The organism is Halomonas sp. BC1 (genome assembly GCF_002078135.1).
Taxonomy (GTDB): Bacteria; Pseudomonadota; Gammaproteobacteria; order Pseudomonadales; family Halomonadaceae; genus Vreelandella; species Vreelandella stevensii.
This window is the reverse complement of the sequence record NZ_LFGS01000011.1, coordinates 23,432-34,578: the sequence shown is the minus strand read 5'-3', so window position 1 is coordinate 34,578 and position 11,147 is coordinate 23,432. Positions and strand designations below refer to the sequence as shown.

Sequence of the window (11,147 nt, the reverse complement as noted above, 5' to 3'; positions counted from 1 at the left end):
ACAATGACACCTTGTTAATTTTAAGTGTATGGGGTTCTCTTCATCCGGCCATGGTGCCGATGATTAGCGCATTGATTAGATCGATGAAGAACCCACACACTAGCGGAACGACGATGAAGGCATTCGGCGCCGCACCGTACTGACGTGTGACTGCGGTCATATTTGCGATAGCCGTGGCGGTGGAGCCGAGTACGATACCGCCGAAACCGGCGCACATTACGGATGCCTCGTAGTCTTTCCCCATGACACGGTGCACGACAAAGATCACGAACGTTATAGTTAGCAATATCTGTATGGTCAGGGAGGTAGCGATGAAGCCCAAAACGCCTTGTAGCTCCCAAAGTTGCAGCCCCATTAGCGCCATGGTCAGGAACAGTCCAAGGCTCATGTCTGAGATCAGGGCGATGCCGGGTTGCATACTCGGCCAGTTCCACAATCGACCTCTGCCTTCATGGGTGATTAAATCGCATAAGCTGCGCAACATGATGCCTGCCAGCAGGCAGCCCACGAAGTTTGGTAGCTTCAGGCCACTTATGCTGATAAGTGCAGTCAATCCTTGTCCTAGCATTAGGGTTAGATTGAGCCAGAAGAGGGCTAGCAGCACGCCATGATAATCGAGTCGCAGTAATGGCTCATCTTTGTGTAGAGTGCTGATTTCTAGCTCGGCGTCGCCGGAAGGGCGGGTGTTATGTCTGCGTATAAGGAATCCGGCAATTGGACCGCCAATCAGGCAGGCCGCTATCAACCCAATCATATTGGCGGCCAAGCCAAGCTCACCGGCATTGATGATGCCGAGTTCCTCAACGAAGTGAGGTGTCCAGGCCATAGTGGTGCCAACACCGCCAGTCAGTGAGATTGAGCCAACCATTAGTCCCGCGCGGGCATCCATGCCAAAGCCGGTAGCGATGGCCATGCCAGTGAAGTTCTGCAGCACGATGAAACCACTGGCTAATGCCAGCAGTATCATCAATGGGCGCCCACCCTTGATCAAGCTACTGATCTGGGAGTTCAAGCCGATGGCGGCGAAGAAATACAGCAAGAGCATGTCACGCGCACTAAGCTCAAAGAAAACACTAATATCGAAAACGTAATATAGAAGACAGACGATGGCCGCGCATAACGCACCGCCGACCACCGGTTCGGGAATGCTGTAGCGGCGTAGTAAGGACCAATGCTGGGTGAGCCCTTTGCCGATGAACAGCAATAGGATAGCCAGAGTGAAACTGAGAAAGGCGTTGATCTCTAACGATGGCGGCATAGGGTGCCTTTATTGTCGTTGATTAGAAAAAAATGCCAGATGGTCATGGTGCTAAAAGTTCATGCAGCATCCGCGTGTGAGCATGTCGCAGAGAGTCAACGGTGGCAGTAGCGGTGGTTTCGTCAAAAATCATTTGCCAGACAGCACCGTACAGCGCTGGAGCCATCAATAGTGCAGCGTCATCAAGGAAGGCACTATGGCGGAGGTGGCCATTATTGGCAGCTGCTTTCAAAATGGCCTGCTGCTCGGCGAGATACTTGTCGATAATCTCCCTGCGCCAAAAGTCAACAAGGTGGGGAATACGTCGGCTTTCCGTCAGCAGCAGTTTTAAGGTAGCAATGACGTCTGGGTCACTCAGTTGGCCATAGAGATGGTCAATAAAGGATTTTATCGCTTCATTCAGCGACTCACCGCCAGTTAGTACCCATTGCTGATTGTTGAAGCTTGGTGTCAGGCGCTTTAACAGCAGTGCTTCAAATATCGACTCTTTACTCTTAAAGTGGGCATAAAGGCCACCTTTCGAAAGCTCCGCTCGCTGGGCGATATCCTCCATACGGGCAGAGGAGAAGCCATGTTGTGAAAATTCCACCAGGGCCGCACGGAGTATTTGTTCTATACGAACGTCAGAAGGAAGACGGCGATGTTTGCGAATAGAGTTAATAGCAGGATAAGACAAAGCGAAGTTACTCATCAGTGGGCGTATGAAAGGCGTTATTTTTTATCACTTCTTGTTCTCCAGTGCGAGAAATTGCATGCCCGAGAGTATCCCTGACCAGCATAACGGGTACGGGAGCGATACGTGCAACTTGCTCGGCATCGCTGCCGAGTAGTAAGCGTTGCACTCCGCGCCGACCATGGGTGCCCAGAATAATGAGATCGGCCAAGGATGTCGTTGCATGGTCAGCGATGAGTTCCGATACCCGCTTTCCATCGGCCTCTAGAAGTACTGTAGTGACGATGACCCCCTGTGCCTCTAGCTGGCCGCGTGACCTGTCGAGAAGAGTATTGCCCACTTTCAGAAAATAGGGCCTGACTTTTTCGATATAGGCCCGTGGGCTTTCGAAGCCATTGGAGTACTCCAGTGCATTAACGATATGAAGTAGCTCGATGCTGGCGCCGGTCAACTTGGCCAGGGAACTTGCCTGAGCCAAGGCCAAAAGGGAGGTTCGGCTGCCGTCGATGGGTACAAGCAATTTTTTGTACATAGTTGATTCCTGAAAATTTCTTTCTTAGAGGATCGGGTTGTTGTGAAACCTTGCGGCTACGACTCTCAATCCTGTTCGTGGGCCGCTGCGGCGAATAACGCCAGCATCTGCTCCAAGCTGGCTTGCTCTTCCGGCAGGAGTGGTTCGGTAGCGGTCAGCATCTGCTCGATAAGTCTCGCCATATCCCGTATCTCGTGGGGGCGGCTACCCGCCAATAATGCGGGTATGGCAGCGATCGTCGCATCGAGGTCGAGGCGCATCAGCTTGGCTTGGCGTCGAAACAGTGCGCGGAAGGTGGTCATGTTGAAAGTAGCCAGGTAGTCCGGCTGTTGCATCTGGGCCGCGAGATTAGCCCGTCGCTCATCGGCTTCACCTTGAAAACGTCGGACAAAGAGCAGTGCACGAATAGCGGCTTCCAGCAGGCCGCCCTGATCGATCTCTGCGCGTAGGCGTTTGCTCTCCTCCGCGACGAAGGCACGATGCTCCGGTGAGACACCGGGATGCGGACGTGAGGGCTGGTCATCGGCGGCTAGCCCAGCTACGGCCTGTATCCAGGGGGATCCGTAGATCAGGTTGAATGTGCGCTCGTAAGTGTTATCACGCTGTATGCGCCAATGATCCAGCGCCGACACCAGGGCATCGGAGTAAGCTTGCTGCCATTGCACAAAGGGATTGTCACTGGCGACGGGGAGACGCGCTTCACGAATATGGCGTGCCTGCTCGGCCACCGTCGAGGCCAAGGGGTGCCGGCTCGACCAGCGTTCGTAGGCGATACGCAGTGGATGTACGCTCTGCAGCCAGTGGGCTAATGCAGGCGTGGAACGGGAGCGTACCCAGGGCTGAACGAACTGACGATAAAGCCCCAGGTTAATTCGTGATACCTGGTTGACAGCTGCAAATTTTCGGTCGTTTTCCTCGTCTGGCTGAACGATTGCGCGGACGTCTTCGACACGGCGAGCCTTGAACGACAATACGAAGTCGCCCTCGACCAGCTCGGCTTGTGGCATGTCCTCGGTCTTATCCTGAATCTCTGCTTGGTAGATACCGGCGGGCAGCACGTCGATTAAGTCTATGTTACTGGCGAATTTTTGGTGCTCCTTGCGGCCTACGCTGCCGGAAACAAAGATCCCCAGGTGGCCGATGTTGTCGTGTACTGCGTAGACAATGGTCTGGTCGTGACTGATCACTTCATCATCATCGCGGTAGAGGTCGGTGATCCAGCCAAGTGCCTGCGGAGGAGGGGAGATATTGTCGCCATTGGAACAGAACACCACGATCGGTGAGCGGATATTGCGTAAGTCCAGGCGGATTCCATCCGAGGTGACCAGCTCGGCGCTCGACAGACGGTTACCGATAAACAGGTTGTCAACGATATACTGCATTTCGACGGCGTTGAGGAAGACGTGGCCACCCCAGTATTTCTCAAAGCCCAGGTAGCGCGGCGCCTCGGTATCGATATTGGCGTACAGGTTGTACTGTTTGCCCCACAGGGTGTTGGCGGGGTTGAGACTTTCAAAGTTTTGCACCAAGTGGGCACCGTCGAAGCGACCGTTGCCCAGATCGCTGGCCAGCGCAGTTGCCCAACTGCCGCCGAGCAGACCACCCGCGTAGCGCATGGGGTTCTTACCCGGCCCGCCGGCCCAGTACGATACTGGGGTGCCAGCGACAATGATGGGGCCAAACAGCTCGGGACGCAGAGCCGCGGCCATCAGTATCTGCCACCCGGCCTGGCAGTTGGCGACCACCGCAGGCTTGCCTTCGCTGTGTGGATGCAGCTCGGTGACCTTCTCAAGGAAGGCGACTTCTGCGCACATTACGTCTTCGACGGTTTGACCCGGCTCGGGGTCGGGGCCGAAGCCGATAAAATAGCAGGGATGCCCGGCAGAAAGTGCGACACCGACCTCACTCTCAGCCTTGAAACCGCCAATCCCAGGGCCATGGCCAGCACGCGGATCGACCACCACGAAGGGCCGCTTGTGAGGTTCTACGGGAACATCTTCCAGTGCTTGAATTCGCGCCAGCCCATAGTTCACTGGGCGCGGTAGATCGCGACCTGAGACGACGACGTCATAGGCGAAGTCGAGCACATGTGGGGCGTCATCTTCCAGATGCTCCCGGTACTGGTCACCACGCTGACGCATCACATCAGCATAGAGTACGGCACGTTGCCAAGCATCGGTCGAGTAATCCAGTGCGGCAGCCGCATACCCCTGAGTCATGTCCAGTAGTGGCCACCCAGCAGGGCGCTGGGTGGGTTCATTAAGCGCTTTTACCATGGGATCTTCTCCTTTGTAAGAGAATAGTGCCGAGTGGGAGGGGCGATGTCCCCCTCCCGTTACGCGGGCCGCTTAGTACATATGCTGCCCGCCGTTCATCGCCACATTACTGCCGGTCATGAAACCAGCTTGTTCGCTACAGATGAAGGCGATCAATGTGGCTATCTCGTCCGGTTTGCCGAGCCGCCCAACCGGAATCTGGGAGATCACCTTCGACTCCAATACCTCCTTGGGTACCGCCATCACCATGCTGGTCTCTAGGTAGCCAGGAGAGACGGTGTTGACGGTAACGCCACGCTTCGCCACTTCCATGGCCAGCGACTTGGTGAAGCCATGAATGCCAGCCTTGGCAGCGGCGTAGTTGGTCTGGCCGAACTGGCCCTTGGAACCGTTGATCGAGGAGATATTGACGATACGCCCCCAGCCGCGCTCGACCATTGCGTCGCAAAATGGCTGGGTCATATGGAACATCGAGTCCAGATTGGTACGCATCACCGCATCCCAGTCGACCTTTGTCAGTTTGCGGAAGGTGGCATCGCGGGTGATGCCAGCGTTATTGATCAGAATGTCGACAACGGTGCCTTCGGCCTCGATATTGCTTGCCAGTCGCTGACAATCGTCAAAGTTGGCCACATCGACGGCGTAGGCGGAGAAGTGGTAGCCCTTACTGGCCTGCTGCTGCAGCCACGTTTGGACATGGTCATTGTTGGGCGAGTGAGTGACCAGGACGTGATGTCCCGCATCGTGTAGTGTCCGCGCGATAGCTTCACCGAGGCCGCCCATGCCACCAGTTACAAGTGCTGTGTGTTGAGCTGTCATCCGTTCACTCTCCTTTTTTTGCTGTGTCTTGGGCGTCTGGTGTGCAGGTGTATAGCCAGTAGAGCGCTGGAGAGTTAGCACAGGTAGTGTCAAGCAAGGCTTTTGTCGTTTGAACCTGCCAACTTAATAGAGCTTCATACAGGCCCATTAGCAGAGCACTCTGTTTATCAAAGGACTGCTGTATGTATGTGCCCTTAGCGTAGGGTTGAGTGTCGAATATGTGCCACGCTTGCTGACTTTTCTGTGTCAGTTCCATCGTTTGATAACAAAGATCCTGATTGGCTTGAAAAAGCGCCAGAGGTAGGTTGATGTTGTGGTTCATTGTGTGCTCCTTCTGGTTTGTTGCGCGAATGGGCGCTGCTTTCCTCAGGCCATCTGGCTGATGGTCTTGCGAAAGCGAGTCAATGAGATGGTGAATAGCACGCTGCCAATTATCAGCAGCATCAGAAACTGACCCCAGACGACATCAATGCCGGCCCCACGGAATAGAATGGCCTGGCTCAGCTCGACGAAGTGTGTAGTGGGGGCGATGAGCATTACATTCTGGACAAATTCGGGCATGCTTTCGCGTGGTGTAGCACTGCCCGAGAGCATTTGAAGCGGCATTAGAAATAAGATCATCAGCATGCCAAATTGCGGCATGCTGCGTGCCAGGGTGGCCAGGAAGATACCCATCGAGGTGGTGGCGAACAGGTGCAGGGCGGCTCCTGCCAAAAACAGGGCGACCGACCCTTCTACCGGTACTTGCAGCAGGCCCCGTACGACGAAGGTTAGCGAGAGTGTCACGGCGATCAAGACGACCGCCCCCATCGACCACACCTTGGCCAGCATGATCTCCGTTGGGGTGACTGGCATGACCAGCAAGTGTTCGATGGTGCCGTGCTCACGCTCGCGGATCAGTGCCGCACCAGTGAGAATGATGGAGAGCATCGTGACGTTATCGATGATTGACATTAGCGAGCCAAACCAGAACTGTTCCAACCCAGGGTTGAAGCGTGCGCGCAGGGCCAGGTCGACAGGCGGTACGGCTCTAGCGCGATACCGCTGGACGAAGCCATTGATCTCGCCCATGACGATCTGCTGTACATAGTTATTGCCCGAGAAGGCCTGACTCATGCGGGTGGCGTCGATATTGAGCTGGAGGTCGGGCGTGCGTCCGGCCAGTACGTCACGCTGGAAGTTGGCGGGAATAACCAGCACAAAGGTGAAGTGCCCGGCATCCAGTCCCGCGTCCATTTCTGGAAATGAGATGATTTTCGGATGGACGAACTGTGGGGGATAGAAGGCTGAAACAATACGCGCGGAGAGCGGTGAGTCGTCTTCGTCGACGATCGCAATAGGCGCGTTGTTCAGCGTCTCGGGCATCGCCGTGGCGGAGGTATAAACGGCGATACTAAACACGTAGACGATAAGCACCAGCATTGTCGGGTCGCGCAACAGGCTCCAGAACTCCTTGATGCCGAGGCGAAAAATAGTGGCGATTTGGCGCATCTTAACGCTCCTGCTTTTTGAGGAGGATGATCGCCAGCCCCATGATCACGGGAACCGACAACAGCATCGGTAAGAACGAACCGATGAGGTCGCGAAGGTCGAGTGCCTTGCTAAATACGCCGCGGCTGATGGTGAACATATGGCTTGCCGGGTAGATATTGCCGATGAATCGCCCGACACCGTCTAGTGACGAGACCGGGTCGGTCAGGCCTGAGAACTGAGTAGCGGGGATGAGGGTGCCGATCATGGCGAAAAACATGGCGGCGATCTGACTTTTGGTGATAGTGGATGCCAACAAACCCATCCCCGTAGCAATGATCGAGAACACTAGCGCCGAAAGTGCCAGCGTAGGGAAACTGCCGGTGATCGGCACACCGAACAGCGTGACCGCAAGCCCTGTCATCAACAGAAAGTTGATCATTGCCAAGCCAATGTAGGGAATCTGCTTGCCGATTAGGAATTCGGCTCGGGTGACCGGGGTGACATAGAGGTTGATGATCGACCCCATCTCTTTTTCACGTACTACCGAGAGCGCAGTAAGCATGGCCGGGAGCATCAGTAACAGCAGTGGGATCACGGCAGGTACCATGGCCGGAAGGCTCTGGATATCAGGGTTGTAGCGGTAGCGGTTCTCGATGCTGGCCGCCATCGCGCTGGTCGCCATTCCAGACTGCCTTGCCTGCTCCTGTAGCCACTGCTGATGCATGCCCTGGACATAGCCCTGCACTGTTTCAGCGCGCAGGGGCATGGCGCCATCGATCCAGGCCCCGATCGCCACGTTGCGACCGCGCATCACGTCTCGTGCAAATCCCTGAGGAATCTCGATCGCCAGGGCCAGTTCTCCGCTACGCATGCGGCGATCAAGCTCTTCATAGTCAGTCAGTGGTGGGCGCTCGATAAAATAGTGAGGGGCTCCAGAGAGATTCAGAGCGTAATTGTGGCTAAGCGAGGTTTGGTCACGGTCGAGGATGGCGTAGCTGAGATCCTCGACATCCATGCTGATACCGAAACCAATCACAAACATCAAGATAAGCGAGCCGACCAGTGCCAGGGCCGCACGCACCGGGTCTCGGCGTAACTCCAGGGTTTCGCGCCACATATAGCTAAGCATGCGCTGCAGGCTGAAATGCTGGTGGCGCGGTGAGTCAAGATGGCTCTCTTCGGCGATAGGGGGTGATTCTGAGGCGCTGCCGACTTCCTGTGGTGTGTTTTGCGGTTCTGAGCTCTCCTGATCCGCGCCCGCCTCGAGCAGGTAGCCTATAAAGGCTTCCTCCAGTGTTGCAGCGCCACGCTTCTCGACCAGCGCCGCTGGCGTGTCGCTGTCGAGTACACGGCCGGCGTGCATCATCGACATGCGGTCGCAGCGCTCGGCCTCATTCATGAAGTGAGTAGAGATAAAGATAGTCACCCGATCCCGTCGCGACAGCTCGACCAGGAGGCGCCAGAAGTTGTCACGGGCGATCGGGTCGACACCTGAGGTAGGCTCGTCGAGTATCAATAGTTCGGGCTTGTGGACCATCGCGACTGCCAGCGATAGCCGCTGACGCACCCCCAGCGGTAGACTCTCCGGCAGGTCGTCGAGGACATGATCGAGCTCGAAGCGCTTGACCATCTCGGTGACCCGGTCGGGGATGTCGTGCTTTGCAATCTGGAATAGACGCGCGTGCAGCAACAAGTTCTGGCGCACGGTGAGTTCGCCATACAATGAGAATGCTTGGGACATGTAGCCCACTCGTCGGCGGGTATCGATATCCCGTGGATCGACCTCCTGACCGAACAGCCAAGCCCGGCCTTCGCTGGCAGGCAGTAGACCGGTGAGCATTTTCATGGTGGTTGACTTGCCGCAGCCGTTGGAACCGAGGAAACCAAAGATTTCGCCGCGCCGGATACGAAAGCTGACATGGTCGACGGCCACAAAATCGCCGAAACGCATGGTCAAGCCCTTGGCTTCGATGGCGATGTCGGTCTCGGTATCGACTTCCAGCGGAGGGATATGCACAGGTTGATAGCCGCGTTTCTTCTCTTCCGGTAGCAGCTCAATATAGGCGCCATCCAGTGAGTCGCTGGCGGTACGTTCAAGCAGCTCCTTGGCGGTGCCGGTGGCGAGTATGCGTCCTGCATCCATCACTACCAGCCAGTCAAAACGCTGGGCTTCGTCCATGTAGGCGGTGGCAACTATCACGCTCATCTGTGGCCGATCGACGCGGATGCGGGTGATCAAGTCCCAGAACTGGGCGCGGGCCAGCGGGTCGACGCCGGTGGTGGGTTCGTCAAGAATCAGCAGGTCGGGGTCATGAATCAGCGCACAACACAACCCGAGCTTCTGCTTCATGCCGCCTGAGAGTTTTCCAGCAGGGCGCGTCAAGAACGAGTGTAGCCCGGTGCTGCGAGTCAGGTCGTCGATACGTCGGCGACGCTCACTGGCCCCGTGGCCGAACAGCCGGGCGAAGAACTGCAGATTCTCCTCAACGGAGAGGGTGGGATAGAGGTTTTTACCTAGCCCTTGGGGCATGTAGGCAATACGTGGCCCTACGCGGCTCCGGTGCCGCTTGTCACGCATGTCACCGCCTAGTACGGTAACCTCGCCCTCTTGCACTTTGCGAGCGCCAGCGAGTAACGCCAGCAGGCTGGATTTTCCGACACCATCTGGGCCGATCAACCCGATCATGCAGCCAGCTGGCAGTTCCAGATCCAGTGCGTCAAGTGCTGTGATGCTGCCGAAGCGCAATGTTAGCGCGCTGACGTGGGCGACAGAGTGTGTATCTTGGATCATGGTGAAACATTGACCTGGAGATGGTCGGGCCAGGTCGCTTCTTTCTCGATTTTTAGATAGGCCATGCCGGGCAGTCCTGTCTTGACCTGCTCAATATGTTCGAGAAGCAGTGCTGGATCTATCTGAGCGCGAATTCGGAACATCAATTTTTCCCGTTCGCTCTCCGTTTCTACGGTTTTGGGGGTGAACTGTGCAATGCTGGCTACGAAGCTGACCCGTGCAGGAATCACATAGTCCGGGGCAGCATCTAGCACTAGGCGAACCTCGTCGCCGATGGCAACCCGGCCTGCCTCGCTGGTGGGTAAGAAGAACGTCATATAGACTTTGGTGAGGTCGACTAGGTTGAGTACCTTGCCCCCGGCACCCAACACCTCGCCTGGTTCGGTCACCCGGTACTGTACTCGGGCCAAGCGGTCAGTTTTCAGCTCGCTGTCCTCCAGGTCGGCCTCGATGCGCTGGATCGAGGCCTGGGTGGCTTCCACCTCTGATTCGGCTTCGATTACCTGGGATTCGGAAGCGCGGATAGCGGCTTGGGCTGAGAACACCTGGGAATTGGCCGAAGCCAGGGCGGCTTGCTGGCTTTGGTAGTCGGCTAGGGTGTCGTCGAATTGCTGACGAGAGATGGCGTTTCGCTCCACCAATTCAGCCGAACGCTCGTAGCGCTTTCGAGAGGCATTTAGTTCAGCTTGTCGCTGGTTGACTACAGCGCGTGCGGTTTCCAGCTCGCTCTGGCGCATGGCAACCATGGCTCGGGCTGTCTCTAGGGCGTTCTCGGCTCGGCGAGTCTGTGCTCTGGCCTGGGCCAGGTCGGCCTCCAGGGTGGCGGTATCCATGCGGGCGACCACTTGGCCGACCTCAACGAACTCTCCCTCCTCAACCAATACCTCGGCGAGGCGGCCAGCGACGCGGGTGGCAATATCGATCTCAGTGGCTTCAGTGCGCCCGTTGCCGCTAGTGATACCCCAGTCTGGGCCATCTGGCTGCAGTTCCCGCCAGACCAACCAAGCCACAATGCCGATAATGGAAATAGCCGCCAAGCTTTTGATCCACTTGCTTTTACTGCTTGACTTCATGGTGTTGTACTCTTATTTGGCAGTCGATTAATGGGTTAACGTGACTGACTCAGTCACCGTGTCGAGGTTTTGGCTGTCAAAGCAAGATTGACTTGATTTCAGACGGAGCGCTCACCGCTACTCTCCCGATAGATGTGAAGAGCTAGCGCTGAGAAAACTTTTGTGGCGTACGCTTGGATTAAAAAGTTAAATTTGTCGTTACTATTATCTAATTATTCATAGACAAGGTTTTGACCTTGATCAATTAAAAAC

9 protein-coding genes are annotated in these 11,147 nt (G+C 56.1%); all 9 read right to left on the bottom strand.

What is annotated here, in order from left to right; all coding sequences use genetic code 11:
* Positions 1-40: 40 nt before the first annotated feature.
* Complete coding sequence (gene gltS / locus B7L72_RS08950; RefSeq protein ID WP_081193869.1) at positions 41-1,258, bottom strand: sodium/glutamate symporter; 1,218 nt, start codon at positions 1,256-1,258, stop codon at positions 41-43.
* Between the two features lie 43 nt (positions 1,259-1,301).
* Complete coding sequence (locus B7L72_RS08945; RefSeq protein WP_022521707.1) at positions 1,302-1,949, bottom strand: TetR/AcrR family transcriptional regulator; 648 nt, start codon at positions 1,947-1,949, stop codon at positions 1,302-1,304.
* Positions 1,942-2,463, bottom strand: coding sequence for a universal stress protein (locus B7L72_RS08940; RefSeq protein WP_022521708.1), 522 nt, complete (start codon positions 2,461-2,463; stop codon positions 1,942-1,944). Before B7L72_RS08940 ends, B7L72_RS08945 begins: the two co-directional genes overlap by 8 nt.
* Before the next feature lie 65 nt (positions 2,464-2,528).
* Positions 2,529-4,739, bottom strand: a complete 2,211-nt coding sequence (locus tag B7L72_RS08935; protein WP_081193867.1) for a DUF3141 domain-containing protein — start codon at positions 4,737-4,739, stop codon at positions 2,529-2,531.
* Between the two features lie 72 nt (positions 4,740-4,811).
* Complete coding sequence (gene phbB, locus B7L72_RS08930) at positions 4,812-5,558, bottom strand: acetoacetyl-CoA reductase (protein WP_022521710.1); 747 nt, start codon at positions 5,556-5,558, stop codon at positions 4,812-4,814.
* Between the two features lie 4 nt (positions 5,559-5,562).
* Positions 5,563-5,880, bottom strand: coding sequence for a hypothetical protein (locus tag B7L72_RS08925; protein ID WP_022521712.1), 318 nt, complete (start codon positions 5,878-5,880; stop codon positions 5,563-5,565).
* 44 nt (positions 5,881-5,924) lie between these two features.
* Positions 5,925-7,049, bottom strand: coding sequence for an ABC transporter permease (locus B7L72_RS08920; protein ID WP_081193865.1), 1,125 nt, complete (start codon positions 7,047-7,049; stop codon positions 5,925-5,927).
* 1 nt (position 7,050) lies between these two features.
* Positions 7,051-9,822, bottom strand: a complete 2,772-nt coding sequence (gene rbbA, locus B7L72_RS08915) for a ribosome-associated ATPase/putative transporter RbbA (RefSeq protein WP_081193863.1) — start codon at positions 9,820-9,822, stop codon at positions 7,051-7,053.
* A complete protein-coding gene (locus B7L72_RS08910) occupies positions 9,819-10,895 on the bottom strand; it encodes an HlyD family secretion protein (protein ID WP_081193861.1) in 1,077 nt (358 codons plus the stop codon). Before B7L72_RS08910 ends, rbbA begins: the two co-directional genes overlap by 4 nt.
* Positions 10,896-11,147: the final 252 nt, after the last annotated feature.

Excerpts from the sequence above, each read along its gene's own strand:
- gltS (WP_081193869.1), bottom strand. The coding sequence starts at position 1,258 with ATGCCGCCATCGTTAGAGATCAACGCCTTTCTCAGTTTCACTCTGGCT.
- B7L72_RS08945 (WP_022521707.1), bottom strand. The coding sequence starts at position 1,949 with ATGAGTAACTTCGCTTTGTCTTATCCTGCTATTAACTCTATTCGCAAA.
- B7L72_RS08940 (WP_022521708.1), bottom strand. The coding sequence starts at position 2,463 with ATGTACAAAAAATTGCTTGTACCCATCGACGGCAGCCGAACCTCCCTT.
- B7L72_RS08935 (WP_081193867.1), bottom strand. The coding sequence starts at position 4,739 with ATGGTAAAAGCGCTTAATGAACCCACCCAGCGCCCTGCTGGGTGGCCA.
- phbB (WP_022521710.1), bottom strand. The coding sequence starts at position 5,558 with ATGACAGCTCAACACACAGCACTTGTAACTGGTGGCATGGGCGGCCTC.
- B7L72_RS08925 (WP_022521712.1), bottom strand. The coding sequence starts at position 5,880 with ATGAACCACAACATCAACCTACCTCTGGCGCTTTTTCAAGCCAATCAG.
- B7L72_RS08920 (WP_081193865.1), bottom strand. The coding sequence starts at position 7,049 with ATGCGCCAAATCGCCACTATTTTTCGCCTCGGCATCAAGGAGTTCTGG.
- rbbA (WP_081193863.1), bottom strand. The coding sequence starts at position 9,822 with ATGATCCAAGATACACACTCTGTCGCCCACGTCAGCGCGCTAACATTG.
- B7L72_RS08910 (WP_081193861.1), bottom strand. The coding sequence starts at position 10,895 with ATGAAGTCAAGCAGTAAAAGCAAGTGGATCAAAAGCTTGGCGGCTATT.